Origin of the sequence: Herbidospora daliensis, from assembly GCF_001570585.1 — a bacterium.
In the GTDB taxonomy this organism is placed as follows: Bacteria; Actinomycetota; Actinomycetes; order Streptosporangiales; family Streptosporangiaceae; genus Herbidospora; species Herbidospora daliensis.
Window position 1 is genome coordinate 84,742 of record NZ_BBXF01000007.1, and the last position, 26,864, is coordinate 111,605.

Sequence of the window (26,864 nt, forward strand, 5' to 3'; positions counted from 1 at the left end):
TACGCATACCGGACGCTGACGTCCACTATACGTCAAGCGCCTCCCCGAGCTCCTTGGCGGCCTCCGACACGAGCGGCCCGGCGACCGAGACGTCGAGATCGCCGAACGAGATGATCCCGACCGACGCCTCCAGCCACCCGAGCCCCGTGATCGGCGCGGCCACCCCGCGGGCTCCCTCCTGAAGCTGCCCCTCGGTGGCCTGAATACGCGGCTTGCCCTCCCGCGCCGACAGGATGGCCAGCCCGGCGGCCCCCTTCGACAGCGGATGCCGGGATCCTGCCCGGTAGGCGACGTGCAGATTCGTCCACGACGGCTCGACCACCGCGATGGCCAGCCCCTCGCCGCCCTCGGCCACGGTCAGATGGGCGGTCGCCCCCGACGCCTCCGCCAGCCGCCGCAGCGCCGGCACGGCCGTCGCCATCAGCAGCGGCTGGACCGCCTGCGCCAGCTTGACCACCCCGAACCCGAGCAGCACCCGCCCGGCGGCGTCGCGCCGTGCGAACCCCTCGTTCTGCAACGAGGCGACCAGCCGGTAGACGACGGGCCGGCTGACGCCCAGCGCGGCGGCCAGCTCCGTCGGCGTCATCCCGGTGGGGGTCTCCGCGAGGAGACGCAGCAGTCTCAGCCCGCGCTCAAGGGTCTGTGCCGACTCAACAGCCATGGGGACGATTATGAAACGGTGCAGAACGTGATTGTGGTGGGCGCGGGGATCTGGGGTGCGTCGCTGGCCCTCCGGCTGGCGGAGTCGGGCCGCCGGGTGACCCTCATCGAGCGCCTCGACGGAGACGACCCCCGCCGGGCCAGCGCGGGGGAGACCCGCCTGGTGCGCTCGGCCCACGGGACCTCGGAGTTCTATTCGACGATGGCCTGGGAGTCGACCCGCGCGTGGCTGGCCCTCAACGAGCGGGCAGGCGAGCAGATCTTCCTGCCGCAGGGCCTCATGTGGTTCGGCCGCGAGGCCGACGGCTGGGAACTGCGCAGCGCCGAGGTCCTGAAGTCGCTCGGCATCCCCTGTACGCTGCTCGACCCCGCCGAGGCGGCGAGGTTCTACCCCGAGATGCGCCACGACGACCTGGCCACGGTCCTCTACGAACCGGAGGCGGGCGTGGTCCGGGCCCGGCGCGCCACCGAGGTGACGACGGCCCTGGCCGTGGACGCCGGGGTGACCCTGGTCAGGGGAACCGCCCGTCCCGCCGGGCGCGGGGTCGTCGTCGACGGCGAGCGCATGAGCGCCGACCGGGTCGTCTGGGCGTGCGGGGCCTGGTTGCCCGGCCTGTTCGAGGGCCTGCCGATCACGGTCACCCGCCAGGACACCACCCACTTCGCCGCCGACTGGACCGGCGTGCCCGCGTTCTGCGACTACAGCGCCTCCGCCTACGGCCATGGCGACGTCGGCGGCCACGGCATGAAGATCACCAGCGACGTCGAGGGGGAGCCCGGCTTCGACCCGGAGACGCCGCGCGGCGAGATCCTGGCCGAGAGCGAGCGGCGGGCCCGCGACTACCTGGCCCGTCGTTTCCCGTCGCTGGCCGGGGTCCCGCTGGGCCTCACCCAGGTCTGCCAGTACGCCGGCACCCCCGACGCCGAGTGGGTCATCGCCGAGATGGAGGAGGGCGTGTGGGTGCTCGGCGGCGACAGCGGCCACGGCTTCAAGCACGCGCCGGTCCTGGCGTCGTACCTGGCCTCGATCCTGGACGGGGAGACGGCCGTCGACCCGAGGTTCGGCCTCCACCCGAGGGAAAGCGCCCGCGGCCTGCGGACCAGCGGCGAGACATGATCTACTGCCCGGCATGGCGGATTTCGGGACGAGCGAGGAGATCACCGTCGAAGGAGACACGGTCGGGCGGACGGCCTCGTTGCTCGGCAAGCTCGTCGTGGCCCTGCTGTCGGCGGCGGTCCTGACCGCGTCGGCGGCTCCCGTCGCGCCCGTGATCTCGCCCGGCATGGAGGGCGCCACCCCCATGGAGGCCCCGGAGGTCGACCTGGTCTGCGAGGGCGGCTGCCCGACCGGCGACGGAGGCGAACTGGGCGACGGGACGTCGCCGTTCCCCGAGGGCTACCGGGAGGAAGACCAGGAGTGCGCCGGCGCGGGCTGCGCGGTCGCCCCCGAGGCCCCGGTCGACAAGTAGGAGATTTCCTACGTATAGTGCCTGACATGCACATCTTGTCAGGCGAGGAACGGGTGTTCGGCGCGTTGGCCAGCCCCGTCCGCAGGGAGGTGCTCCGGCTGCTGCGCGACGCGGGCCCGCAGCCGGTCACCGATCTGGCCGCCCATTTCGACATGGCCCGCCCGAGCTTCTCCGAACACCTGCGCGTGCTCCGCGAGGCTGGTCTGGTCAGCGAGTCCCGCGCCGGCCGGCAGCGGCTCTACCGCCTGGAGGGCGCGGCCCTCTACGAGGTCCAGGAATGGCTCAACCCGTTCGAACGCTTCTGGCGCGACCGGCTCACCGCCATCGGCGACGTCCTCGACTCCCTGGAAGGTGACGAGCCGTGAGCGACGACGATCTGACCACGATCAGGGTCGACCAGTTCCTGGCGCATCCGCCCGCGAAGGTGTGGCGGGTGCTCACCGAGCCCGACCTCATCGCCAAATGGCTGATGCCCGGCGACTTCCGGCTGGAGGTCGGCCACCGCTACACCATGGAGACCCGCGCCATCCCGGCCACCGGCTTCTCGGGGCGGGTGCAGGCCGAGGTGCTGGCCTTCGAACCCCTGAGCATGCTGCGCATCGGCTGGGACGACGCCGCCGCGCCCGGGAAGGCCGGCTGGACCATCACCTGGACGCTGGTCCCCGAAGGCGGGGGCACCCGCCTCTTCCTCACCCACGAGGGCTTCGACCCCGACGACCCGATGCAGATGCAGGCCCGCACCATCATGGGCGGCGGCTGGCGCGGCATGGTGACCCGCCGCCTCGGCGAGCTCCTCGCCGAGCAGGCGTGAAAAAGCCGGGGTGAACGATCGCCCGCACCCCGGCCGAGTCGTCGCTCTGCGCGCCTAGCGGGAGGACTCCAGCCAGGCGCCGAACTCCGACAGGTTGATGAGGCCGTCGCCGTCGCCGTCGACCTTGGCGATCACCGCGGCGGCGCCCGCCTCACCGAGGGGCTGGCCGAGCAGATCCGCCAGGCGGGTCAGCTCCTCGGCCGAGATGAGGCCGTCGCCATCGGCGTCGACGAGGGCGAAGGTGGGAGCGTACTCGCTCATGATTTCCTCCTCAGATACGCGATCAGCACCCTAGCGGGATATCTCTGCCCAAGAGCGGCGTAGCCTCGCATTCATGACGCGGATCCTCGTTGTCGACGATGAGCCCCAGCTGCTGCGCGCGCTGCGGATCAACCTGGCGGCCCGCGAGTACGACGTGGCCGTGGCGGCCGACGGCGCCGCCGCGCTGCGCCTGGCCGCCGACTGGCACCCCGACCTGGTCGTGCTGGACCTCGGCCTGCCCGACCTCGACGGCGTCGAGGTCATCCACGGCCTGCGCGGCTGGACGAAGGTGCCGATCATCGTGCTGTCGGGCCGGTCGGGCAGCCTCGACAAGGTCGGCGCCCTCGACGCGGGCGCCGACGACTACGTGACCAAGCCCTTCGGCATCGACGAACTGCTGGCCCGCATCCGCGCGGTCACCCGCCGCAGCGCCTCGGCCGGGGCCGAACCCGTGACCGTGAAGATCGGCGACCACGTGGTCGACCTGTCCGACAAGACCATCTCGGGCGGGGTGCGCCTGACGCCCACCGAGTGGCACCTCCTGGAGATCCTGGTCCGCAACCCCGGCAAGCTGATCAGCCAGCGCCAGCTGCTGACCGAGGTCTGGGGCCCTGCCTACCTCAAGGAGACCCACTACCTGCGCCAGTACTTCGCCCAGCTCCGCCGCAAGCTGGAGTCGGACCCGGCCCACCCGGTCCACCTGGTCACGGAACCCGGGATGGGTTACCGCTTCCAGCCGTAGCCCTTCCGGAAGGGCAAAGCCCGGCCGCGCCCAGGGGGTTGGCGCGACCGGGCTTCGATTACCTCGCGGGTGCCGTTCCCGGGGCGGGCCCGCGAGGGGGTCAGCCTGCCGTGCAGGTGGGCACGGGGGCGGTGTTGGCGCCGTTCCAGGAGCCCAGGAAGCCGAAGGTGGTGGTGGCGCCCGCGGCCAGGTTGCCGTTGTAGCCGGCGTTGCGGACCGTCACCTGGCTTCCCGACTGGGTGTGGGAGCCGCTCCAGAGCTGGGTGATCTGCTGGCCGTTGGCGAAGGTCCACCGGACCGTCCACGCGGTGATCGCCGCGCTGCCCGCCTTGACGGTGACCTCGCCCTGGAAGCCGCCGCCCCACTGGCCGCCCGCCGTGTAGGTCGCGGTGCAGCCCCCGGGCGTCGGAGAAGGTGAGGGCGAGGGTGAGGGCGTGGGGGTCGGTGACGGGGTGGGGGTCGGCGTGGGGGACGGGGTCGTGCCGTTGATGGCGGCGGTCAGGGCCGGGTACCAGGCGTTGGCCATCTTCTGGTCGCCCGAGGCGTTCGGGTGGACGCCGTCGTAGGTGTCGGAGGCGGTGCTGAAGCCCGTCCACTGGTCGACGACCACGATCGGGGACTGGGCCGTGGTGCGGGCGGCGGCCCAGGCGGGGATCGCGGCGTTCAGGTCGATCGTGCGCTGGGCGCAGGCGCCGCAGGTCGACGGGTTCATCGGGATGATCTTGGCGACCAGGATCTTCATCGCGGGGTTCTTGGCCCGCATCTGGGTGACCAGGGTCGAGTAGGCGTCGAGGATCTGCTGGGTCGAGCGGTTGCTCCAGACGTCGTTGGTGCCGAAGTGCATGAGCACGATGTCGGGGCTGGTCGCGTTGAGCCAGCCGACGAGCTGGTTCTGCGCCGCCACGTTGGTCACCAGGTAGCCGCCGTGGCCCTCGTTGTCGCCGTCGTAACTGAAGCCGCACCCCTGCGGGCCGAGTGTGCCGACCATGTCGACCGACGTGTAGCCCGTCTGCTGGAGGCGCTGCCACAGCAGGGCCCGCCAGCAGCCGGGCGAGCCGGTGATCGAGTCGCCCAGGGGCATGATCCGCACCGTGGCCGCCTCGGCGGGCCGCGTGACGAAGAACGCGGCGAGTAGCACCAGAGTCGCCACCAGGGCGCTCATCTTCGACGTCTTCACGGGCGGATGGTAAGAAGTCGAATCGGTCAGCTCCTAGAAACTTCTTCTGACTCAGAGCTCTGACCTGGGATGACGCATGTACGTTTCAGATCAGGGCGGTCAGCTCGGCCACGGAGAGCGAGCCGGGCGGGCGCGCCTCGCGGGCGGCCCGGTTGGCCTCGCGCTGGAGCGCGGCGTTGACCGGGGTCGCGACCCCGTGGACGCGGCCGAGCAGCACGATCTCGCCGTTGAGGTAGTCGGCCTCGATCGTGCCGCTGCCCTTGGCGAGGCTCTGCCACGACGAGCCGCCGGGCCGGGGCACCCCTTCGATCTCGCCGTGCTCGACCAGCTGCCCGCGCCGGGCGTGTTCCTCGTCGGGGGTGGTCACGTCGACCCCGGCGGCGGTGAGCGCCGCGACGCCCTCCTCGCGGGCCCGCCGGGCCAGGTCGAGCCCGGCGGGGTCGGGGCCGGTCAGGGCCTCGACGGCGTTGCCGAGGTTGCCGAGGAGCTTGCCGTACTTCCAGCGCATGATCGCGGGGTCGGCCCAGGAGGCGAAGCCGCTGCGGTCGAGGTCGGCGGCGATCGTCTCGGACAGTTTGTCCACACCCTGTGGATAACGTCCGACGGGCAACATGCCGGACTTGGGGGTGCCGTAGGCGACGATCGTGCCGGGCTCCAGGTGCAGGGCGGGCATCCAGACCAGCATCCCGTAGACGTCGGCGAACAGCCGCAGGGCGAGGCGCTCGTTCTCGACGGCGTTCTGCGCGCAGACCACCGGCAGGCCGTCGGCGTGCGGGGCCCACGCCCCCAAGGCCGCGGCGGTGTCCTGGGTCTTGGTCGCGACGACCAGCACGTCGCCCTCGCGCAACTCCAGGTCGGCCGGGCCGCCCACGGCCGGGATCCGAAGTGTTTCCGTTCCGTTGGGAGTGACGAAACGCAGCCCGGTTGAGCGGAGCGCGGCCAGATGAGACCCTCGGGCGGACAATACGACGTCGTGGCCGGACTGGTGGAGACGGGCGCCGATGGTGCCCCCGATGCCGCCGGCCCCGATGATGATGTAACGCATACGCCCGATTCTGCCCGGCTTTACAGTCACGGAGAGTTCTGTCACCGTGACCGTGGAACGTTGACTTCGGCGGATTTCGGGTCACCCAATATGCTGCCCAAACGAAACCGCGGCCCTCAAGGAAGGAAGGCTCATGTACAAGGAGTTCGCGATCGAGGTCGTCGTCTGGCTGATCCCGGTCGTCATCCTGCTGGGCCTCGCCTGGCTGGTCACCGCGACCGCCTAGGTCCCTAACGCAACTCCAGCGCGAAGTCGCCCGCCGGGCAGCCCGAGAGCCGCCAGCCGCCGGGCACCTGCCGGAAGGCCACGCTGGAGATCCCCGAGGTCGTCACCGCCGGGCGGGTCGGGCCCGGCGCCCAGACGTCGAGGTCGCACCGCCCGGTCCCCTTGGTTCCGGTCAGCCGCAGGTGGCGACGCTCCGGATCCGACCACAACGAGGCGAGCCGCCCCGGCACCGCCCTCGGGTAGGCCCTGCTCACCGCGTTGCTCACGGAGCGTGACGGTCCCCTTTCCCTACCGGTGAGGCAGTCGACGGTCACCAGGTTCCCGGCGGTGGCCGGGTCGGCGCCGGCGAGGTGCGGATCGCCGCAGGCCTGCTTCCAGACCCAGAAGGCCCCGCCGATCATGGCGCTGTCCTCGGCTTTCGCGTACGCCGCCAGCCGCCCCCCGCCCCAGGCGCTGGTCCACAGGGGGGTGCCGTAGCGGTCGGCCATCCGGGCCGAGAGGGCGACCGCGCGGGCCGGGTCGATCGGCAGGTCGGCGGGCTTGACGGCCAGCACCAGCCGGGGGTCGGCGGCGAAGCCGGGCCAGGGCGCCCACAGCGGGCCCGGCTCGAAGAAGATCAGGTGCCGGTGGCCGCCCGCCGCGCGTTCGGCCTCCCTGATGGCGGCGACGGCGCGGGCGTAGAAGCGGCCGAGCGCGGCCGAGGAGGTCAGCGGCGGGGTCTCGCCGAGGCCGGGGCTGTTCATCAGGTCGAACCCGGCGACGGCGGTCGAGTCGGCGAACTCGCCGGCCAGCCGTCCCCAGGTCGCCACCAGCCGGGTCTGCACGCCGCCCCGGTCGGCGTAGAAGTCGCCGAAGGCCCGGTTGACCACCGGGGCCAGCTCCTTGACCAGGAACTGGCAGCGTTTGCTGCCGTCGAACGGGGTGGCCCAGCCGGGCGCGCCGTCCCAGCCGATCATCGGGGTGGTGCCGGTCGGGCAGGTGGAGCCCATCGGGGCCACCACGCCCCGGCCCCACGCGTCTTGGTGCAGGTCGATGACGGTGACCATGTCGTTGGCGGCGGCCTGGTCGACGGCCCGGCGGATGCGGGCGACGTAGCCGGCGTCGAGGGCGCCGGGGGTGGGTTCGAGCAGCGACCACGAGACGGCCAGCCGGACCACCGAGAAGCCCATCGCGGCCATCTGGCGGAAGTCGTCGTCGGTGAGGGGGCGCACGGTCTCCTTGGTCGAGTCGCCGCTCCAGTAGTCGACGAGCTGGTTCACCCCCACCCCGCGTAACAGCACCTGGCGGCCCTGACCGTCGGTGATGGCCCGGTCGGGCAGCGCGGAGGCCTCGGGCGCGAGCGTGATCGCCAGGGCCAGGACGGGCACGGCCGCCTTCTTCCTCCCGGGCAGCAGGATCGTGGCCGTGGCGGCGAACAGGCCGATCACCGCGCCGTAGGAGGCCCCCACGGCCATCCTGATGAGCAGGGCGAACAGCGGCCAGGCGTCGCCGGAGAGGGCGTCGGCGGGTCCGTACGCGAGAAGTGCCGTGACACTCTGGGCGAAGCCCAGGAAGAGCCCGCCGCAGAGGCACGCGAGCCAGCACCCGACGAACCGGCCGGGCCCCGCGACCAGCCGCGCCGAGGCGAGGTGGACGGCGGCCAGGAACACCCCGAGGCCGATCAGCCCGCCGACGACCCCGGCCCCGGCGGTCGGCGCGAAGAACCACCAGCCGCCCCCGAAGGCGTAGCCGACGGGGGAGTGCGTCCACCACCCGGGCCCGAGCACGATCAGCCCGCCGACCCCCGCGAACGCGGCCATGACCGTGAACTCCGGCACCGGCCGTCCCCAGGCCCGCTTGGTGCGGCGTGTCACGATCCAAGCAGGGATCGCGGCAGGCCAGCAGAGAACGCCCAGGTAGACCCCGGTGAAGCCGGCGGACCAGGCGGTCGTGAACGGTCCTTCGCCCAGCGGAACGGTCCCGAGGAAGCGCCCGGTGACGGCGGCCAGCACCAGCACGCCCCAGGCGGTCAGGAAGCCCCGCCGCAGCAGGTAGCAGCCGCCGAAGAAGGCGGTCACGGTCAGCACCGCCTCGGCGCGGCCGGGGGCGAGCAGGCCCGTCGGATCGGCGAGGTCCAAGGTCAGCAGCAACCCGGCGAGCACGGCGGACCCGGCGCCGGCGGCGCGGAGGGCGGTGGGGTCCACGGCGGCGAGACGGGGCACCCCGTGATCCAACCAGCCCCACTGGCCTCCCGACTAGGGGTGTCCACCGCTGGTCAGATTGCGCATTTCACCGTAAAGCACAGCAAATTAGGACCGATCCCGGTATTTCGGTCAGGTGCCTACAAAAGTGTCACTCCACTGCAATCTTGATCATCATCATTTGATCATGTGATACTGCGCCGGTGGTGCCGAAGTTACGGCAAAACATCACAGGTGCGACATACAGCTAGTGAAGTGAAAAATCGGGAGGTAACCGGCATTCAACAGGCCGTCGAAACCGGTCGCCGTTCCTGGTCACGTACGCACGATCTCCTGGACCCTCCAAGCGCTCCTCCGCCATGGGCGCTGACTGTGCTGCGCAAATCCTTCACTGTGGGGAGCACCGAGAAATGTCCGTCGAGACACCCGCGAGACCTGCCCGCCCCCCGCGCAACCTGCCGTTACGCCGGTTGCTGCCCATGGTCGTCAAAGCCCCCCTCGAAGGTCTGACCGACGTGGCCAGAGATGCCCGGGGGGAGATCGTCCGGCTGGACGTCGGCCCCTTCCGGCCCTACCTGCTGAGCCACCCCGACCACCTCCAGCACGCGCTGCGCGGCGACTGGACCAGCTTCCTGCGCAAGGGCATGTTCTGGAAGCCCGTCGAACGGCTGCTCGGCGACAGCGTCATCGGCGACGGGCCCGGCTGGGCGGCCAGCCGCAAGGTGCTCCAGCCGCTCTTCACCGCGCGCTACGTGGCCTCGCTGACCGACGACATGGCCGCCACGATCGACCGGGGGCTCGACGAGCTCACCCCGGGCGTGCCGATCGACGCCATGGACGAGATGAACCGCATCGTCACCCGGGCGGTCGTCTCGGTGCTCTTCGGCGACCGCATCTCCCCGAGTGAGGCGGAGGTCCTCGGGCCGGCGTACACGACCGCGAACACCGCGCTCGGCTTCCGGATCGCGCTGCCGTTCGTGCCCGACCGGGTGCCGCTGCCGGGCGACAAGAAGTTCATGGGTGCGCGCAGGACCATCGACGACGTGCTCTACCCGCTGATCCGCCAGGCCCGCAAGGAGCGCAGCGACGGGCCCGACATCATCTCGGCGCTCGTGCGCGCTCGCGACGACGAGGGTCGCGAGCTCACCGAGCGCAAGCTCCGCGACGACCTGGCCAGCATCTACGGCGCCGCCACCGAGACCGCCGCCGTCGCGCTGACCTGGTTGTGGCCGATCCTGCACGAGCACCCCGACGTGGCGGCCCGGCTCTACGCCGAGATCGACGAGGTCACCGGCGACGGGCCGGTCGGCGCGGACACGCTGCCGAGGCTGCGCTACCTGGACATGGTGCTGCGCGAGACGATGCGCCTCTATCCGGCCGGCTGGGCCATGCCGCGCCTGGTGACCAGAACCCACGAGGTCGGCGGGGTCACGCTCAGGGCCGGGTCGCAGGTGCTCATCAGCCCGTACATCACCCACCGCCTGGACGAGTTCTGGCCCGACCCGCTGACCTTCGACCCCACCCGGTTCGAGGGCGACCGCGACAAGCGGCACCGCTACTCCTACCTGCCGTTCGGGGCCGGGCCGCACCTGTGCCTCGGGCAGCACCTGTTCTTCATCGAGGCGCCGCTGCTGATCGCCGGGCTGCTGAAGCGGTTCCGGCCGGAGCTGGTCACCGAGGCCCCGTTCCCGGTGCAGCCCGCCGGCACGCTGCGCAGCCGCAAGAAGATCGAGATGATCCTGCGCCCGGTGACCCCGTGATCGACGCCTACTCCGCCGGCCGGGCGAGCGGGCTGGCGGCGGGTTCCGCGCGCGATCTGACCGCCCGCGCCGCCGCGTACCCCGATCTGTTCCCGGCCCGGCCGTTCGACGCGACGCTCTTCACCGCCGTCTCGCTGGCCAACGCGTTCGGCTCGCCCGACGCGACGGTGGCCGAGCTCCGGGTGGCCAACCGGCTGTCCCTGTGGATCTTCGCGGTCGACTGGCTGATCGACCACCGGGCGACGGAGCCCGGCGAGGTCGACGCGATCGTCGACGAGTGCCTGGGCGGCGGCGCCGCGAGCCCGCTGACCGCCTTCCTCGGCGAGATCCGCGAGGAGGTCGCCGACACCCGGGGGTTGTTCGAGGCCGAACTGGCCCGGATGCTGCACGCCATGCGCCGCGAGTTCGCCTGGAAGGCGGCCGGCGAACGGCCGACGCTGGAGGTCTATCTCGGCAACGCGGCCAACTTCGGCTCGACCTTCGTCAACGTCGCCCACTGGACCAGGAACAACGTGGCCGACATCCCCGGCCTGCTGCCGGCCAGCGACGAGGTGCAGAAGGTGCTGCGGCTGCTGAACGACCTGGCCACCCACCACCGCGACGTCAGCTGGGGCGATTTGAACGCGCTGATGCTCGGCCCCACGCCCGATGAGGTCCGCTCGCACATCACGCACCTGGTCGGCACCGCGCGCAAGCTCATCGGCGACGGCCCCCAGGCCGGTTACCTGGGCCGGCAGATCGGCTACAGCTCCGGCTTCTACGGCGTCGCCGACTACTGGGGGAACCGGTGAACGCCGACGAACTCGTGCGCGACCTGATGTCGCGGCCGTGGGGCGACGTGTCGCCGTCGGTCTACGAGACCGGCCGCCTGGTCACCCTCGCGCCCTGGCTCGTCGGGCACGCCGAGCGGATCGAGTATCTGTGTGCCCGGCAGCGGCCCGACGGCGGCTGGGGCGCGCCCGACGGCTACGACCTGGTGCCCACCCTGTCGGCGACCGAGGCCCTGCTGTCCGCCGTCGACCGGGGTGATCCGGCGCCGCGCCGAGGCGATCCGAAGGCCGCCGCGCGGCGCGGGCTGGCCGCGCTGGCCCGGCTGCTGGGCGGCGAACCGTGGCGGCCGCTGCCCGATATGCCGGCGATCGAGCTCATCGTGCCGCACCTGATCGGCCTGATCAACGTACGTCTCGGTGATCCGGGCCTGCCGATCCCGCCCGGCATGAGCACGGCTCCGCTCGGCCGAATTCGCGGCTGGTTGAAATCGGGTGCGCAAGTTCCAGAGAAATTGCTTCATGCTCTGGAAATAGCGGGAGATTCCGCGACTTTTGCGCAAACGGGCGTTACTTCTATTGGTACGGTCGGAGCCTCCCCGGCCGCCACCGCGGCCTACCTCGGAGACCGGGGACTCATGGACGCCGGCAACCCGGCCCGCCTGCACCTGGAGGCGGTCGCCCGGCGGTTCGGCGGGCCGGTCCCCGTGGGCCTGCCGATCACCGTCTTCGAACGTGGCTGGGTGCTGAGCACGCTGGTCAGAGCCGGTGTGCCGGTCGATCCCCCGGCCGAGATGCTGGCCGATCTGGTGGCCGCGATAGGCCCCTCGGGCAGCCCGGCCGGCCCCGGCCTGCCGCCCGACTGCGACACCACCTCGGTGGCCCTCTACGCCCTTGGGCTGTTCGGGATCCCGTACGACCCCGAGTGCCTGCTGGCCTACGAACTCGACACCCACTTCTGCACGTGGCAGGGCGAAGAAGGGGCCTCCATCAGCACGAACGCCCATGTGCTCGACGCGCTGGGCCGCCATTTAAAGCTGGCGCCGGAGGCCCGCCGCTACCGCCCCCGCGTGGAGAAGGCCGCCGCGTGGCTCATGGCGAAACAGCTGCCCGACGGCTCGTGGCGCGACCGCTGGCACGCCAGCCCCCTCTACGCCACCGCCTGCGCCGCCCTGGCGCTGCGCGAGTATGGCGGCCCGGCCGCGGAAGAGAGCGTGGACAGGGCGCTGACCTGGACACTCGCCAACCAGCGGGACGACGGATCGTGGGGCAGGTGGACCGGCACCCCGGAGGAGACCGCCTACGCGTTGCAGATCTTACTGCTCATCGGAGGGCTCCGGCACCGCGAGGCGGTGGCCCGCGGACACGCCTTTCTGACCGATGACGACGACGTCTCGGAATGGCCGCCGCTGTGGCACGACAAGGACCTGTACCTGCCCGTTTCCATCGTCAGAGCGGCCATGATCGCGGCGCGTCATCTTACGCAACAGAATGCAGCGACCTATCTTCAGATATGAGTACATAAAGGGACACGTGTTGAGTGTGTTTCCCGGCATTGCTAAGGTTCCCCGGGGCGCCTGCGGCTTGCGCCCCGGAAATCCCCGCTAAGCGGTGACGAGTTAGTAATCGCCGGGAAACGTCCCAGGGTGGTTGATATGCGCTTCCGCAATTCCCGAGTGCGCACCAAGGTGGTGGCACTGCTGCTGTCCCTCGCGGCCCTTTGGGGGTTCGCGGCTTGGGTCACGCTCCGGGAAGGCGTCAACCTCCTGTTCGTGAACACCTTCGACCAGGGTGTCGCGCAACCCAGTGACGCGCTCGTGCTGGCCCTCCAGGACGAACGGCGCGCGTCGGTCGTCCAGCTCGCCGGCCGCCGCCCGCTGGCCGCCATGTCTGGTCTGCGGGTCAAGACCGACCAGACCAGGACCCATTTCGAGAGCCTCGCCAAGGGCGACGACGTCAGGTTCGCCTCCAGCCCCGACACCGTCAAGCGCCTCGACGAGCTGTTCGGCCTGCTGTCGGGGTTGACCGACATCCGCAAGGCGGTCGACCAGGGCCGGATCAACCGCGACCAGGCCGCCGACGGCTACACCAAGGTGCTCGACGCCATCTTCCGCACGTATTTCTCCGTCGCGACCCTCGACGACGACGAAATCGCGAAGGATGCTCGCACTTACATCAGTCTTCAGCGCGCACGTGAAGTTCTTTCGCAAGAGGACGCGCTGCTCGCGGGCGCCATCGCGGCCGGCCGATTCGGCGCGGCCGAACACGCGAAATTCGTCCAGATCGTCGGAGCCCAGCGATTCCACACGGCCGAGCAGGTCAGCGAATTGCGGCCGACCGACCGGGCCTACTTCGACACGCTGCTGGAGAGCGACGCGTTCACCCGCCTCCGCCAGACCGAGAACGCGGTGATGGAGCGCGGCCGGACCCTGGAGGCGCCGCCCGTCACCGCCGACCAGTGGCAGCAGACCACCTCGGTCGCCCTCGGCCGGATGATGGACGAGGTCCTCGCGGGCGGCGACCGGGTCGTCGAGCGGGCCACGCCGGTCGCGCTGGGCGTCATCATCCGCCTCGTGCTGGCCGGCGGCCTCGGCCTGGTGGCGGTCGTCGCGTCGGTCATCCTGTCGATCACCACCGCCCGGCGGCTGGTCGCCCAGCTGGAGAAGCTCCGCGACGCCGCCCACCAGCTCGCCGACGAGCGGCTGCCCGGCGTCGTCGAACGGCTCGCCCACGGCGAGAAGGTGGACGTCGCCAAGGAGGCGCCGCCCCTGGAGTTCGGCGGCGACGTCATCGGCCAGGTGGGCCAGGCGTTCAACGCCGTGCAGGAGACCGCGATCCGGACCGCCGTCGAGGAGGCCGAGCTCCGGCAGTCGATCCGCGACATCCTGCTCAGCCTGGCCCGCCGCACCCAGTCGCTCGTGCACCGCCAGCTCACCCTGCTCGACGTCATGGAGCGCCGCGAGACCGACGCCGACGAGCTCAGGGACCTGTTCCGGGTCGACCACCTCGCCACCCGCATGCGCCGCAACGCCGAGAACCTCATCGTCCTGTCGGGCGCGAGCCCGGCCCGCGCCTGGCGGCGCGCGGTCCCGATGGTCGACGTGGTGCGCGGCGCGCTCGCCGAGGTCGAGGACTACACCCGGGTGACGATCATGCCGATGGGCCAGGTCGACCTGACCGGACGGGCCGTCGGCGACGTCATCCACCTGCTCGCCGAGGTGATCGAGAACGCGGTGTCGTTCTCGCCGCCCTACACGGTCGTGCAGGTCGGCGGCCACCAGGTCGCCAGCGGCTACGCCATCGAGATCGAGGACCGGGGTCTGGGCATGACCCAGGAGGACCTCGACGAGGCCAACGCCCGCATCCTGAACCCGCCGGAGTTCAACCTGTCGAGCACCGCCCGGCTCGGCCTCTACGTCGTCAGCCGCCTGGCCGAACGCCACGGCATCCGCGTCTCCCTCAAGAGCTCCCCCTACGGCGGCACGACCGCCGTCGTACTGCTGCCGAGTGAGCTGGTCATCGACGACCGGCCCGCCGACATCCCCCCGGCCGAGCAGCTGCCCGAGGCCCTTCCGAGACTGGCCGAGGTCACGATGCTCGCCGCGCCCGTGGCGCAGCTCACCCAGCGCCGCCCAGAGCCCGAGCAGGACACCCCTGTCGCTCCGCGCGTCCCGGAGGCCACCGTGACCGAGTTCACCCCGTCTGGTCTGCCCTTCCGTGTTCCCCAGGCGAGCATCGCCCCGTCGCTGCGCGACGCGGTCGACGACCTCGCCGAACCGGAGGACGAGGACGACGAACGGTCACCCGAAGAGATCCAGCGCATCATGGGCTCGTTCCAGTCGGGCACCCGGCGGGGCCGGTCCGATGCGGCCCGCAAACTCCAACAGAACGAAGGGGACGATCGGTGACCGCCGCCGACCTCGCCTGGCTCCTCGACGACCTGGTCAGCAACGTCCGGGAGGTGCGGCACGGCATCGTGCTCTCCTCCGACGGGCTGCTGCTCGCGAGCTCACGGGACCTGGAGATATCCAGCGCCGAGCACCTGTCGGCGGTGGCCGCCGGAGTGCAGTCGCTGGCCCGGGGCGTGAGCGAACGTTTCGAGGGCGGAGCCGTCCGGCAGACCATCATCGAGATGCGGTCGGCCTACCTGGTGGTCACCGTCGCCGGCCACGGCGCCTGCCTGGCCGTGCTCTGCGAGGAGGACGCCGACGTCGGCCTCGTCGCCTACGAGATGGCGATGCTCGTCGTCCGCGTCGGGCAGTATCTGACGTCTCCCGCACGGTCGGTGTCGTCTTCTACGGGCAGGAGCGACCCGTGAACCCAGACGAGCAGCTGTACGACGAGCAGGTCGTCCGTCCCTACGTCATCTCGCGCGGCCGGACCGAGGCCCGCGCCAACCTCGACCTGATCTCCCTGGCGGTCGCCATCAGGCAGCCGACCGGGCTGGAGGTCGGGCTCGACCCCGAGCACCTGGCGATCGTGCGGCTGTGCCGCCGGCCGCTGTCGGTGGCCGAGATCGCCGCCGCCCTCGACCTGCCCGCGGGCACGGTCAGGGTGCTGCTCGGCGATTTGCTCGACTCGGGCTTCGTGGCGGTCCAGGACCCGCAGCCCGAGGTGGACGTACTCGACGAGCGAATGTATAGGGCGGTGCTCGATGGCCTCCGTGCCCTCTGACAAGCCACGGATGCCCACCCCCGTGAAGCTGCTCATCGCGGGCGGCTTCGGGGTGGGCAAGACCACCATGGTCGGCGCGGTCTCCGAGATCAAGCCGCTGCGCACCGAAGAGGTGCTGACCGACCGCAGCGTCGGCGTCGACGACCTGTCGGGCGTCGAGCGGAAGACCACCACCACGGTGGCGATGGACTTCGGCCGGATCAGCGTCGGCGACGACTACGTGCTCTACCTGTTCGGCACCCCCGGCCAGGAGCGGTTCTGGTTCGTCTGGGACGAACTGGCCAGGGGCGCCCTGGGCGCCGTCGTGCTCGCCGACACCCGCCGGCTGTCCGACTGCTTCCCGTCGGTCGACTACTTCGAGCGGCGCGGCACCCCGTTCGTGGTCGCGGTCAACTGCTTCGAGGGCGCCCCGGTCTACGACCTGGCCGAGGTGAAGCTGGCGCTCAGCCTGCCGCCGGACATCCCCGTGCTGCTGTGCGACGCCCGCCGCCGCGCCTCCGGCAAGGAGGTGCTGATCACCCTCGTCCAGCACGCCTACAGCAGGCGGCCGGTCGCCAAGGTCTGAGACACCGCCTCCTGGATGCGCCGCCGGACGGCCGCCTGTTCGTCGCGTTCGGTGACCACCTCGACCACCCACAGGCCGGTGCTGGGCTGCATCTCGTTCACGCCGTTGACGCGCGCGTACGGGATCTGCGCCATCGCGGCGACGTCGCGGGCGCTGACGCCGTGGGGCGTGCCGAAGAGGCGCTCGAACTCCGGCCGCCCGGCCGGTTCGAGGGTCGAGAAGATGCCGCCGCCGTCGTTGTTGACGACCACGATCGTCAGGTCGGGCCGGGGCTCCATCGGGCCCATGACCAGGCCGTTCTGGTCGTGGATGAGCGACAGGTCGCCGATCAGGGCATAAGAGGGGCCGTCGTGGGCCAGCGCCGCGCCGATCGCCGACGACACCAGGCCGTCGATGCCGGACGCCCCCCGGTTGGCCAGGATCCGCACGCCGTCGCGCGGCCGCATCGCCAGGTCGAGGTCGCGGATCGGCATGCTCGACCCGGCGAACAACAACGCGTCCGACGGCAGCGCCGCGACCAGGTCGCGGGCCAGCCTCGGCTCGCTCACCGGAGTGGCGTCGAGCAGCAGGTCGATCGCGTCGCGGGCGCGTTTCTCGGCCTCGTGCCAGGTGGCCGTCCACTCGGTCGGGCCGGTCGACTCGCCCGCGCGCACCGACGGGACGACCGCCATCGCGGTGCGGGTCGGGTCGGGATGGCGGGCGGCGCGGGAGACCACGACGTGGCGTTCGGCCGACCGGACGTAGGCCAGCGCCGCGCGTGACAACCCCACCCGGCCGGAGGTGACGACCAGGCCGGGCCGGAACACCCGGGCGAACGCCGGGTCGCCGAGCAGGCTGCGGTAGGTCGAGACGGCCGCCGGGCCGCTGCGGTGGCCGCTGGTGGGCTCGGCCAGGATCGGCCAGCCGGTGGCCTCGGCCAGGCCCTCCCAGTCGTCGTCTTCGGCCCCGTCGCCGAGCACGATGACCCCGCGCTCCTCGGCCGGCAGCTCGAAGGGGTCGGCCGCGATCGAGGGCGGCGTCATCGACGTCCAGGGACGGCGGTCGGCGCGGCCCTCCAGCAGCTTGTCGGCGTCGCCCGACGGGATCAGCGGGTCGCGGAAGGCCAGGTTGAGGTGGACCGGGCCCGGGTCGGGATGGAGCATCGCCGACCACGCCCGGTCGACGGTGGTCCGCCAGTAGGGCATCTGGCCCGGTTCGGCCGCGCCCATCTCGCAGAACCAGCGCACGTGGCCGCCGTAGAGCTTGATCTGGTCGATCGTCTGGTTGGCCCCGGTCGCCCGCAGCTCCGGCGGCCGGTCGGCCGTCAGCAGCAGCAGCGGGACGCCCGATTCGGCGGCCTCGACCACGGCGGGCAGGTAGTTGGCGGCGGCGGTGCCGGACGTACACACGAGAGCGACCGGGCGGCCCGAGCGCCGGGCCAGGCCCAGCGCCAGGAACGCCGCCGAACGTTCGTCGACCCGGACGTGCAGCCGCACGTGCTCGTTGTTGTGGAAGGCCAGCGCGAGCGCCGTGGAGCGCGAGCCGGGGGAGACGACGACCTCGGCCAGCCCGCAGCGGGCCAGTTCGTCGACGACCACCCCGGCCAGCGCGGTAGAGCCGTTCCCGCTCAGAAGTGCCATGGGAACGGGCTCCAATCGGGTGAACGTTTCTCCAGGAACGAGTCGCGGCCCTCGGCCGCCTCGTCGGTCATGTACGCCAGCCGCGTCGCCTCCCCGGCGAACACCTGCTGGCCGACCAGGCCGTCGTCGATGAGGTTGAACGAGTACTTCAGCATGCGCTGCGCCGTCGGGCTCTTGGCGTTGATCTTGCGGGCCCATTCGAGGGCGACGACCTCGAGCTCCTCGTGGGGCACCACCGCGTTGACCATGCCCATCCGGTGGGCGGCCTCGGCGTCGTAGGTGTCGCCCAGGAAGAAGATCTCGCGGGCGAACTTCTGGCCCACCTGGCGGGCCAGGTAGGCGCTGCCGAAGCCGCCGTCGAAGCTGGCGACGTCGGCGTCGGTCTGCTTGAACCTGGCGTGCTCGCGGCTGGCGAGGGTCAGGTCGGCCACGACGTGGAGGCTGTGGCCGCCGCCCGCCGCCCAGCCGGGCACCACGCAGATGACGATCTTGCCCATGAAGCGGATCTGCCGCTGCACCTCCAGGATGTGGAGGCGGCCGGTGGCCGGGGTGCCGTCGGCGTACTGGTAGCCGTCTTTGCCCCGGATGCGCTGGTCGCCGCCGGAGCAGAAGGCCCAGCCGCCGTCGCGCGGCGAGGGCCCGTTGCCGGTCAGCAGCACACACCCGACGTCGACCTGCTGCCGGGCGTGGTCGAACGCCTGGAACAGCTCGTCGACCGTCTGCGGGCGGAACGCGTTGCGCACCTCGGGACGGTTGAAGGCGATCCGAACCGTGCCCTGGTCAACCGCGCGGTGGTAGGTGATGTCGGCGAAGTCGAAGCCCTCGACGGGGCGCCACGCCTTCTCGTCGAACAGTTCAGAAACCATGCTGTCTCACTTTACGCAAGTGGGGTCGGCGAACAGATCCCGGATGGCGCCGAGCTTCGCCTCGGTCTCGTGCCACTCCGACGTCGGGTTCGAGTCGCCGACGATGCCGCATCCGGCGAACAGCCGCAGGTCGGGGCCCTTCACCTCGGCGCACCGCAACGCGATGCACCATTCGCCGTCGCCGCGCGCGTCCTGCCAGCCGACCGGGCCGGCGTAGCGTCCCCGGTCGAGGTTCTCCAGTTCGCGCAGCAGCGACAGGGCCTCCCGGAACGGGGTGCCGCAGACGGCGGCCGTCGGGTGGAGCCGCGAGGCGAGGGTGAGCGCGTCGACGTTGTGGCTGAGCGTGCCGCTGATGCGGGTCGCCAGGTGGGTGACGTTGGCCAGCTGCAGTTCGTGCGGTTCGTGGACGTCGAGCTGCGAGCAGTGGGCCCGCAGCACGTCCTCGGCGGAGTCGGCGGCCAGTTCGTGCTCGACCGCGGTCTTCTCGGTGCCGAGGCCGATCGCGCCGCCGGGCCAGTCGGTGCCGGCCAGCACCAGCGACTTCACCATGCGCCCGAACCGGCCGGTCAGCAGCTCGGGCGAGGCGCCGACGAGGCCGTCGACGGCGAACGTCCAGCAGCCGGGGAACCGGTCGTGCAGCCGCGAGACCGCCATGCGCGGGTCGAACGGCCCGCCGAGCAGCCCCCGCACGTCTCTGGCCAGCACGACCTTGTGCAGCCGCCCGGCCCTGATGTCCTCCACCGCCCGGGAGACCTGCTTGTGGAAACGTTCCTCGGCGTCGGGCTCGGCCAGCCACCGCACGTTCGGCAGCGGGTCCGGGACCGTTCCAGTGGGATGGCAGGGGTCGCCCACGGTCGTCATCCAGGACGCGCCGTCGCGCCGGGCGATCAGCACCTGCGGGATGACGAACACCGACCGTCCGGGCCCGTGGTCGAAGGTGAAGCTGCCGAACGCGACCGGCCCGGAACCGGGCAGGCCCACGCGGTCGTCGACGTTGCGCCTGGCCAGCCACTGCCGGAACCAGCGGCGGGCGTGCTCGAACCGGCCGGGCCCGCTCACCTCGAACCGGGCCGCGATCCCCCATCCGGCCATGCCCTCGTCGCCGTGCAGCCAGAGCAGGCTGTCGGCGAACGGCGCGGCGTCGATGAGCGGTCCGGGGTCCGGGATCGGGACCGTCCGCACCAGCTCCATCAGGTCTCCTCTGGCCGGCGCGCCAGCACCGAGTGGACGGTGAAGGACACCGCGCGGAACCCCGGGTCGGCCATGACGCCGCGCACCTCGTCGAGCTGGTCCTTCGTCAGGCCGGTGGCCAGGAAGTGGTCCTCCAGGTGGAAGCTGTTGCTGGTGAGCAGCTCCAGGCCGGGCGACTTCGGCCCCCACACCTCGACGTGGCACCACGGGTCGATCTGGGTGAACCCGGCCCCGGCGATCTCCTGCGCGGCCGAGCGGCCCCACGTCGGGTCGCTGCCGACGCCGACCAGCACCGAGGCCATGGCGCGCAGGAACGTCTCGTAGAGCTCCCGGGAACCGTGGTCGGGGGCCAGCAGGGCGGGCCAGTGGGTGACGTCGATCTCGTCGATCTGCAACCACCCGCCGGGCCGCAGCGCCTCGCGCAGCCGCGCCAGCACCGCCGCCCGCTCGGGCAGGTGGCTCAGCACCAGCCGGGCGTGGACGAGGTCGAACGCGGCCGGCGGCAGCGGGTCGTGCACGATGTCGTGCCGGGTGACGGTCAGCCTCTCGTAGGCCGGGATGAGGCCCGGCTTGATGTCGGTGGCGAACACGTGGCCGCGGGGCGCGACCCGGTCGGCCAGCCACCGCGCGACGCTGCCGCCGCCCGCTCCGATCTCCAGGCAGTTCCAGCCGTTGCCGACGCCCGTCTGGGCGAGCCGGCCGAAGGTCAGCGGGTCGAGCAGGTCGGCCAGGCAGCGGTGCTGGTCGGCCGAATGGTCTCCGTCGTTGTCGAAGACGTACTGATGCGCGAGCGCATGCGTCACTGGATTTCCCCCCCGGGAAAGACGAACAGTCCGGTTCCGCATGCTAGGGCGTGATTACATCAGGACATCGGCAGACACTCAGAGTGATGCGCCCTTCCGGAACACGGCGGCGGTCTCGCGCAGGGCGGTGTGATCGGTCGTGGGGTCGCCGCGCACCGCGAGCAGGTCGGCGTCGAAGCCCGGCGCGATCCGTCCCTTCCGGTCGTCGACCCGGCACACCTTGGCCGCGTCGGAGGTGAACGCGCGCAGGATCCGCACCGGCGACATGCCGGCCGTGGTCAGCATCTCCCCGCCGTGGGTGAGGATCCCGTGGGGCTTGGGCGGGCCGATGCCCGCGTCGCTGCCGCCGACGATGGTGACGCCCGAGGCGTACAGCAGGCGCAGGCTGTGGCCCAGTTTCGGGAGCAGCGCGGCGATCCTCGGCGGCGGGACCATCCCCGGCCGGACGCCGACGGTCAGCGAGGCGGCGACGCCGTTCGCGGCCATGGCCGCCATGGTCTCCGGGTCGGGCACGACGTCGTCGGCGGTCAGGAAGGTGACGTGCTCGACCGAGTCGAACCCGGCGGCGACCGCCGCCGCGATGCCGGGCCCGCCGTGGGCGTGCCCGGCGATCGGTAAGCCGTGGCGGTGCGCCTCGTCGGCGGCCGCGTCGATCTCGGCCTGGGTGAACTGGTTGACGTGGGAGCGGGTGCCGGGGGTCATCTCGCCGCCCGTGATCATCATCTTGATCGCGTGCGCGCCCTTCGCGGCCCGTTCGCGGACGGCCGCCCGCACGCCCTCGACCCCCTCGGCCTCGCCGCCGAGCCACCAGCAGTGCCCCTTCACCGAGGTGATCGGGGCGCCGGCGCTGAGGATCTCCGGCCCGTCGGGCATGTCTCCGGCCAGCCGGAGGGCCAGGTAGCCGCGGTCGCCCAGGTCGCGGACCGTGGTGACCCCGGCGGCCAGCTGCTGCCGGGCGTGGGCGCGCATCCGGTCGTACAGGCCCTCGCGGTCGAGCGCGGTCACGGGGTCGGGGGAGGCGTCGAAGGCGAGGTGGACGTGGGTGTCGACGAGACCGGGCAGCAGGGTGACGTCGCCCAGGTCGCGGACGTCGCCGTGCTCCGGCGCGTCGTCGAGCAGCTCGACGACCTTCCCGCCGGAGACGACGACGGCCCGCTTGGCGGTCAGCTCTCTGCCGTCGAAGACGCGCCGTGCGCGAATGATGAGCATGGCCCGAATATCCGCCTGTTTCCGGGCTTTGGCATGAGTATGGGGCTACTCAGTGATGGGAATCCGCAACGAGACCGAGCCGCGCAGGTCGAGCCAGGCGTCCTTCGGCCCGCGCACGAGGGTCAGCACGACCTCCTCGCACCCCGGGCAGCGGGCGACCAGACCGGGCTCGGGCCCGTAGACGCGCAGCTCGGCCAGGGTGCCCCGGCGGCCGCAGCCCGCGCAGGTGCCCACCGCCGTGGTGACGTCGAGGGTGAAGATCTCGCTCAGCGGCCCGGCGAGGGCGTTGCCGTCCTGGTAGTCCAGCTGGTCCATGGTCAGCCTCCGGTGGGTCCGAAACGCTCGGTCTTGATCTTGGCCGGGTCGTGGCCCAGTTCGATCAGCAGGTCGGCCGTGGCCTCGACGAAGCCCGTCGGCCCGCAGACGAAGACGTCGGGGGCGGTGTCCGGCGGCCAGCCGTAGGCGACCAGGTCGGCCGCCCTGATCCGCCCGGCGGCGCGGCCCGCGTCGGGCGGGGCGGTCCGGGTGTAGAGGTAGGCGACCTCGATCCCGGCCGTCACCTTCTCCAGCTCGCGGGCGTAGAACAGCTGGCCGGGGTCGCGCAGCGAGTAGAGCAGCCGGAACGGCGTGTCGGACTTCCCGCGGGAGCGGATCATCGCCATCAGCGGCACGATGCCCGACCCGCCGCCGATCAGCAGCACCGGCGGGGAGGAGTGGGGACGCCACACGAACCAGCCGCCGACCGGGCCGCGCAGCTCGATCTGGTCGCCCACCTCCAGCACCTCGGTCAGGTAGGGCGACACCTCGCCGTCGCCGACCAGCTGGACGGTGAGCTCGACGCGCTCGCCGTCGTCGCCGTTGGCGACCGAGTAGCTGCGCTGGGCGCTGTAGCCGTCGCCGGCGGTGAGCTTCACGTCGACGTGCTGGCCGGGGAGGTGGCCGGGCCACCCGGGCACGTCGAAGACCAGCGTCCGGGCCGTCGGGGTCTCCTGGCGGATCTCGGTGAGCGTGGCCACCCGCCAGGCGAGTCGCCTAATCACCCTGGTAGCGCTGCTCGCGCCACGGGTCGCCGTAGTTGTGGTAGCCAGCCGTCTCCCAGAAGCCCGGCCAGTCTTCGTTGAGCAGCCGGATCCCCTTGATCCACTTGGCCGACTTCCACAGGTAGAGGTGGGGCACCAGCAGCCGGGCCGGGCCGCCGTGGGCCGGGGCCAGTTCCTCGCCGTCGTACTCGTGGACGATCCAGGCCTTGCCGTCGAGCAGGTCCTCAAGCGGCAGGTTGGTCGTGTAGCCGCCGTAGCTGTAGGCCAGGGCGTACTCGGCGGCCGATTCGACGTCCTCCATCAGGACGTCGAGGCTGACGCCCTTCCAGCCGGTGCCGAACTTCGACCACTTGGTCACGCAGTGCAGGTCGACGGTCGGGGTCTCCTGCGGCAGGGCCTGGAACTCCTGCCACGACCAGCGGTGGACCTCGCCCTCGGCGGTGTCGATGGAGAACTCCCACCGGTCGAGCGGGACCCGGGGGGTGGGCCCGGCCGACAGGACCGGGAAGTCGTGGACCAGGTACTGGCCCGGCGGGAGGTTCTCGTCGTGGTCTCTCGGGCGGCCCTGGAAAGCGCGCGAAATGATCCCCATAACTGGCGTCCTACCCCTTTTGCAGGAGGTTGTTGAGCTCACCATAGGGGAGGCCCCCGGCGATCGAGTCGTACGTGCCCCCGGCCAGCAGCTCCTCGGTCGCGGCCTTGGCCACGGCGTAGGCGGCCGCGGCGACCGACGAGCCCAGGCTGACGCGGGCCACCCCGGCCTCGGCGAACACGCCGATCGGCGGCGCGCCCGGCCCGAGCAGCATGTTCACCGGCGCGTCGATCTCCTTGACGAGCTGGGCGGCCAGCTGAGGGTCGCGCACGCCCGGGACGAAGATGCCGGTCGCACCCGCCTCCAGGTAGGCCGACGCCCGCCGCAGCGTGTCGGCCAGGTCGTCGCCGCCCCGGAGGTAGGTGTCGATGCGGGCGTTGATGTAGAGCGGGACCCCGAAGTCGTCGGCGGCCCGCCGGGCGGCGGCCAGCCGGGCGGCCGTGTCGCCGGGGTCGCGGGCGCCGTCTTCGATGTTGACGCCCACGGCGCCCGCTTCGAGGATCCTGGTGACCGTCACGGCGACCTCGTCGGGCGTGGCGCCGAAGCCGCCCTCGATGTCGGCGGTGACCGGCACCCCGACCGCGCCGGCGACCCGCCTGACGGCCTCGGCGGCGCGGTCGCGGCCGAGGTTGTCGCCGTCGGGCACGCCCAGGCTCCAGGCCACGCCCGCGCTGGTGGTGGCGACCGCCTTGGCCCCCGCCGCCTCGGTCAGCAGGGCGCTGGCCACGTCCCAGGCGTTGGGCAGCAGCAGCGGGTCGCCGGGCACGTGCAGCGACCGGAAGAGACGGGCTTTCTCGGTGAGAGACGACATAAGGGTCAGTAGATCAGGTTCCGAGCATCTCTTGTGAGACGTACCAGAGCCGCATCGCGAGCTCCGGGTCGACGGCGTAGGGCGCGTAGCCGCGCCTCGGGCCGGTGCCCGGGTAGGGCTCGGCCTCGTTGCAGTCTTCGAAGTAGCGGCCGGTGACGCCGTCGAGCAGCGGCGAGGTCGCCACCAGCACGCTGGTCGCCGCGCCCTGCGGGATGGTCTTGCCCTCCGGGCGGCCGGTGTTGTCCATGAGGGACTGGAAGCCCTCCTTGGTGAAGTAACGCTGGATGCCGGTGGGGATCACCCCGGGCATCACCGCGTTCACCATGATCCCGTCGCCCGCCCAGCGCCCGGCCGCGCCGACCGCGAACAGCGCGTTGGCGGTCTTCGACTGGCCGTACGCCTCCATCGGGTCGTACTCGCGGCGCAGGTAGTGGATGTCGTCGAAGACGACCGGCGACCGCAGGTTCGCCACCGAGCTGAGCACCACCACGCGCGCGCCCGGCCGCATGGCCAGCGCCTCGTGCAGGCCCGTGACCAGCGTGAAGTGACCGAGGTGGTTGGTGGCGAACTGCAGCTCCCAGCCCTCGGGCGTGCGGGTCAGCGGGGGCGCCGACACGCCCGCGTTGGCGACCAGGATGTCGAGCGGACCGGCCCACCCGGCGACGAAGTCGCGGACCGAGGTCTGGTCGGTGAGGTCCAGGTGCGCGATGGCGACCTTGCCGCCGATCTCCTCGGCGGCCCGGATGCCGGCGTCGACGTCGCGGACCGCGAGCATGACCTCGGCGCCGGCGTCGGCCAGCACCCGCGCCGTCTCCAGGCCGATGCCGGAGTTGGCGCCGGTGACGATGGCGCGCTTGCCGCCCAGGTCGATGCCTTCGATGACCTCACTCGCCGTGGAATCAGCCCCAAAAGGCGTTTTAACGGTCATAACTCCGAAACTAGCGAGCTCGCCGTCAACGTCGGGTCAAGGCATCGGCACGGCCACCGGTTCCCGCTGCCCCTCCCAGGTCAGCCAGATCACCGACGGGTGCCGGGCCGCCGGGCGCAGCAGGAACTGCCAGCTCGACCCCGGCCCGATCGCCACCTGCGCGGGCAGGTCGCCGAGGCCCGGACCGGCCTTGCGCCAGTCGGCCGTCACGGACATGGCGCGGTCGGTGCCGGTGTTGGTCAGCCAGCAGAGCGACTGGGTGCCGCGCACCCGCGCGATGCGCCACGCCACCGGGGGCGGGCCCGGTACGTCGAGGGTGCGCCGGTTCACCCAGAGGCCGACCATGCTCAGGCCCAGCCCGCCGACCCCGACGGCCGCGCCGAGGGCGAGGTCTCCGCTCGTCAATGCGTTCACACGGCCGACATTAGGAAGGCGCGGGAGGGCGGGCCGGGCGAGTGGCGAGACCCTTACCGCTACCTGGCCTTATGTAGATGGCACAGAACGGCTGTTTCATCGCAGAAAGCTCATCATTTAACCTAGGGGCAAAGTAGGAATCGAAGGGAGATGCCGTGCGGTCACTGATCTTGCTCGGGCTCGTCGGGTTCGCCGCCCAACTCGTCGACGGCAGCCTCGGCATGGCGTACGGCGTCACCTCGACGACCCTGTTGCTGGCCGTCGGCGTCAACGCCGCCGCCGCGTCGGCGACGGTGCACCTGGCGGAGATCGGCACCACCCTCGCCTCGGGGGTGGCGCACTGGCGCTTCAACAACATCGACTGGAAGGTCGTCGCGAAGATCGGCATCCCGGGCGCCGTCGGCGCGTTCGCGGGCGCGACCTTCCTGTCGAACCTCTCGACCGAGTCGGCCGCGCCGATCATGTCGCTGATCCTGCTGACGCTCGGCCTCTACATCCTGATCCGCTTCACCGCGTTCGGGCTGCCGAAGAAGAACCTGGGCAAGCCCATGCGCAAGCGCTTCCTCGCGCCGCTCGGCCTGCTCGCCGGGTTCGTCGACGCGACCGGGGGCGGCGGCTGGGGCCCGGTCGGCACCCCGGCGATCCTGGCCAGCGGCCGGATGGAGCCGCGCAAGGTCATCGGCTCGATCGACGCCAGCGAGTTCCTGGTGGCCGTCGCCGCCTCGCTCGGCTTCCTGTTCGGCATCGGCTCGGAGAACATCGACTTCGCCTGGGTCGGCGTGCTGCTGCTCGGCGGCGTCATCGCCGCGCCGATCGCCGCCTTCATCGTGCGCTACGTCGCGCCGCGCATCCTCGGCTCCGCCGTCGGCGGCCTGATCATCCTCACCAACGTGCGCACTCTCCTGCGCAGCGACTGGATCGCCGCCTCGGGCGCGGTTCAGACGGTCGTGTACGTCGTCCTCGCGCTCGTCTGGGCGGGAGCGATCGTCTACTCGGTCGGCGAACACCGCAAGACCAAGGCCGCCGAGGCCGAACTGACCCCGGCGGCCTAGCGC

Annotated in this window: 29 protein-coding genes; 13 read left to right on the forward strand and 16 right to left on the reverse strand. The window is 71.6% G+C overall.

Annotation, left to right across the window (positions count from 1 at the left end):
* Window positions 1–25: 25 nt before the first annotated feature.
* Window positions 26–661 (reverse strand): helix-turn-helix domain-containing protein, encoded by a 636-nt coding sequence (locus AW274_RS31160; RefSeq protein ID WP_062439760.1) that lies wholly within the window; start codon window positions 659–661, stop codon window positions 26–28.
* 18 nt (window positions 662–679) lie between these two features.
* On the opposite strand from AW274_RS31160, the gene AW274_RS31165 reads away from it, so the two are divergent.
* From AW274_RS31165 to AW274_RS31180, 4 genes are read left to right on the forward strand one after another with little or no spacing between them, the layout of a single operon-like run.
* Window positions 680–1,777: an NAD(P)/FAD-dependent oxidoreductase gene (locus tag AW274_RS31165; protein ID WP_198169502.1), complete on the forward strand. Its 1,098-nt coding sequence runs from the start codon at window positions 680–682 to the stop codon at window positions 1,775–1,777.
* A 13-nt stretch (window positions 1,778–1,790) separates the two neighbouring features.
* On the forward strand, window positions 1,791–2,129 hold the full coding sequence (locus AW274_RS31170) for a hypothetical protein (RefSeq protein ID WP_062439766.1): 339 nt from the start codon (window positions 1,791–1,793) through the stop codon (window positions 2,127–2,129).
* Between the two features lie 26 nt (window positions 2,130–2,155).
* Window positions 2,156–2,494 carry an ArsR/SmtB family transcription factor gene (locus tag AW274_RS31175; RefSeq protein WP_062439768.1) on the forward strand — a complete coding sequence of 113 codons (339 nt, stop codon included), beginning with the start codon at window positions 2,156–2,158 and terminating at the stop codon, window positions 2,492–2,494.
* Window positions 2,491–2,940, forward strand: a complete 450-nt coding sequence (locus AW274_RS31180; RefSeq protein WP_062439770.1) for an SRPBCC family protein — start codon at window positions 2,491–2,493, stop codon at window positions 2,938–2,940. The genes AW274_RS31175 and AW274_RS31180 overlap by 4 nt, the downstream gene beginning before the upstream one ends.
* Window positions 2,941–2,994: 54 nt before the next feature.
* Here AW274_RS31180 and AW274_RS31185 read toward each other — a convergent pair whose 3' ends face one another.
* Window positions 2,995–3,201: an EF-hand domain-containing protein gene (locus AW274_RS31185; protein WP_062439771.1), complete on the reverse strand. Its 207-nt coding sequence runs from the start codon at window positions 3,199–3,201 to the stop codon at window positions 2,995–2,997.
* 73 nt (window positions 3,202–3,274) lie between these two features.
* On the opposite strand from AW274_RS31185, the gene AW274_RS31190 reads away from it, so the two are divergent.
* Window positions 3,275–3,943: a response regulator gene (locus AW274_RS31190; RefSeq protein ID WP_062439772.1), complete on the forward strand. Its 669-nt coding sequence runs from the start codon at window positions 3,275–3,277 to the stop codon at window positions 3,941–3,943.
* Between the two features lie 100 nt (window positions 3,944–4,043).
* Here the strand turns inward: AW274_RS31190 and AW274_RS42765 are convergent, their stop codons facing one another.
* From AW274_RS42765 to AW274_RS39640, 3 genes are all read right to left on the reverse strand, one after another.
* Window positions 4,044–5,120: a cellulose binding domain-containing protein gene (locus tag AW274_RS42765; RefSeq protein ID WP_269750634.1), complete on the reverse strand. Its 1,077-nt coding sequence runs from the start codon at window positions 5,118–5,120 to the stop codon at window positions 4,044–4,046.
* An 85-nt stretch (window positions 5,121–5,205) separates the two neighbouring features.
* On the reverse strand, window positions 5,206–6,165 hold the full coding sequence (locus tag AW274_RS31200; RefSeq protein WP_062439775.1) for a ketopantoate reductase family protein: 960 nt from the start codon (window positions 6,163–6,165) through the stop codon (window positions 5,206–5,208).
* A 230-nt stretch (window positions 6,166–6,395) separates the two neighbouring features.
* On the reverse strand, window positions 6,396–8,591 hold the full coding sequence (locus AW274_RS39640) for a glycoside hydrolase family 5 protein (RefSeq protein ID WP_062439778.1): 2,196 nt from the start codon (window positions 8,589–8,591) through the stop codon (window positions 6,396–6,398).
* Window positions 8,592–8,980: 389 nt separating this feature from the next.
* On the opposite strand from AW274_RS39640, the gene AW274_RS31210 reads away from it, so the two are divergent.
* The 7 genes from AW274_RS31210 to AW274_RS31240 all read left to right on the forward strand — a co-directional run bounded on the left by AW274_RS31210 (window position 8,981) and on the right by AW274_RS31240 (window position 16,336).
* Complete coding sequence (locus AW274_RS31210) at window positions 8,981–10,330, forward strand: cytochrome P450 (RefSeq protein WP_198169503.1); 1,350 nt, start codon at window positions 8,981–8,983, stop codon at window positions 10,328–10,330.
* Window positions 10,327–11,121, forward strand: a complete 795-nt coding sequence (locus AW274_RS31215) for a terpene synthase family protein (protein ID WP_062439784.1) — start codon at window positions 10,327–10,329, stop codon at window positions 11,119–11,121. The genes AW274_RS31210 and AW274_RS31215 overlap by 4 nt, the downstream gene beginning before the upstream one ends.
* On the forward strand, window positions 11,118–12,614 hold the full coding sequence (locus AW274_RS31220) for a prenyltransferase/squalene oxidase repeat-containing protein (RefSeq protein ID WP_232320540.1): 1,497 nt from the start codon (window positions 11,118–11,120) through the stop codon (window positions 12,612–12,614). The genes AW274_RS31215 and AW274_RS31220 overlap by 4 nt, the downstream gene beginning before the upstream one ends.
* A gap of 138 nt (window positions 12,615–12,752) precedes the next feature.
* Window positions 12,753–15,005 (forward strand): sensor histidine kinase, encoded by a 2,253-nt coding sequence (locus tag AW274_RS31225; RefSeq protein ID WP_062439790.1) that lies wholly within the window; start codon window positions 12,753–12,755, stop codon window positions 15,003–15,005.
* The gene (locus tag AW274_RS31230; RefSeq protein WP_030452108.1) at window positions 15,002–15,415 is read left to right on the forward strand and encodes a roadblock/LC7 domain-containing protein; all 414 of its coding nucleotides are present in this window, start codon (window positions 15,002–15,004) and stop codon (window positions 15,413–15,415) included. The genes AW274_RS31225 and AW274_RS31230 overlap by 4 nt, the downstream gene beginning before the upstream one ends.
* Window positions 15,412–15,771, forward strand: a complete 360-nt coding sequence (locus AW274_RS31235) for a DUF742 domain-containing protein (protein ID WP_030452107.1) — start codon at window positions 15,412–15,414, stop codon at window positions 15,769–15,771. The genes AW274_RS31230 and AW274_RS31235 overlap by 4 nt, the downstream gene beginning before the upstream one ends.
* Window positions 15,752–16,336: a GTP-binding protein gene (locus tag AW274_RS31240; RefSeq protein ID WP_062439793.1), complete on the forward strand. Its 585-nt coding sequence runs from the start codon at window positions 15,752–15,754 to the stop codon at window positions 16,334–16,336. Before AW274_RS31235 ends, AW274_RS31240 begins: the two co-directional genes overlap by 20 nt.
* Here the strand turns inward: AW274_RS31240 and menD are convergent.
* The 11 genes from menD to AW274_RS31295 form a co-directional block, all read right to left on the reverse strand.
* Window positions 16,306–17,955, reverse strand: coding sequence for a 2-succinyl-5-enolpyruvyl-6-hydroxy-3-cyclohexene-1-carboxylic-acid synthase (gene menD / locus AW274_RS31245; RefSeq protein WP_083975107.1), 1,650 nt, complete (start codon window positions 17,953–17,955; stop codon window positions 16,306–16,308). The genes AW274_RS31240 and menD overlap by 31 nt on opposite strands.
* Window positions 17,943–18,821 (reverse strand): 1,4-dihydroxy-2-naphthoyl-CoA synthase, encoded by an 879-nt coding sequence (locus AW274_RS31250; protein WP_062439798.1) that lies wholly within the window; start codon window positions 18,819–18,821, stop codon window positions 17,943–17,945. The genes menD and AW274_RS31250 overlap by 13 nt, the downstream gene beginning before the upstream one ends.
* Window positions 18,822–18,827: 6 nt before the next feature.
* Window positions 18,828–20,012, reverse strand: coding sequence for an isochorismate synthase (locus AW274_RS31255; protein ID WP_063813752.1), 1,185 nt, complete (start codon window positions 20,010–20,012; stop codon window positions 18,828–18,830).
* Window positions 20,012–20,815, reverse strand: a complete 804-nt coding sequence (locus AW274_RS31260; protein ID WP_062439799.1) for a class I SAM-dependent methyltransferase — start codon at window positions 20,813–20,815, stop codon at window positions 20,012–20,014. Before AW274_RS31260 ends, AW274_RS31255 begins: the two co-directional genes overlap by 1 nt.
* 78 nt (window positions 20,816–20,893) lie before the next feature.
* On the reverse strand, window positions 20,894–22,024 hold the full coding sequence (locus tag AW274_RS31265; protein ID WP_062439801.1) for an amidohydrolase family protein: 1,131 nt from the start codon (window positions 22,022–22,024) through the stop codon (window positions 20,894–20,896).
* A 45-nt stretch (window positions 22,025–22,069) separates the two neighbouring features.
* A complete protein-coding gene (locus tag AW274_RS31270; RefSeq protein WP_062439803.1) occupies window positions 22,070–22,339 on the reverse strand; it encodes a DUF6510 family protein in 270 nt (89 codons plus the stop codon).
* 2 nt (window positions 22,340–22,341) lie between these two features.
* Window positions 22,342–23,064: a ferredoxin reductase gene (locus tag AW274_RS31275; protein ID WP_157520819.1), complete on the reverse strand. Its 723-nt coding sequence runs from the start codon at window positions 23,062–23,064 to the stop codon at window positions 22,342–22,344.
* Entirely contained in the window at window positions 23,057–23,656 is a 600-nt protein-coding gene (locus tag AW274_RS31280) for a sulfite oxidase-like oxidoreductase (protein ID WP_062439805.1), read from the reverse strand. The genes AW274_RS31275 and AW274_RS31280 overlap by 8 nt, the downstream gene beginning before the upstream one ends.
* A gap of 10 nt (window positions 23,657–23,666) precedes the next feature.
* Window positions 23,667–24,467: an isocitrate lyase/PEP mutase family protein gene (locus AW274_RS31285; RefSeq protein WP_062439807.1), complete on the reverse strand. Its 801-nt coding sequence runs from the start codon at window positions 24,465–24,467 to the stop codon at window positions 23,667–23,669.
* A gap of 13 nt (window positions 24,468–24,480) precedes the next feature.
* Window positions 24,481–25,395, reverse strand: coding sequence for an SDR family NAD(P)-dependent oxidoreductase (locus AW274_RS31290; protein ID WP_062439817.1), 915 nt, complete (start codon window positions 25,393–25,395; stop codon window positions 24,481–24,483).
* Between the two features lie 36 nt (window positions 25,396–25,431).
* Window positions 25,432–25,809, reverse strand: a complete 378-nt coding sequence (locus tag AW274_RS31295; RefSeq protein ID WP_157520820.1) for a hypothetical protein — start codon at window positions 25,807–25,809, stop codon at window positions 25,432–25,434.
* Window positions 25,810–25,964: 155 nt separating this feature from the next.
* Between AW274_RS31295 and AW274_RS31300 the strand changes: the two genes are divergently transcribed.
* Window positions 25,965–26,861, forward strand: coding sequence for a sulfite exporter TauE/SafE family protein (locus AW274_RS31300; protein ID WP_062439828.1), 897 nt, complete (start codon window positions 25,965–25,967; stop codon window positions 26,859–26,861).
* Window positions 26,862–26,864: the final 3 nt, after the last annotated feature.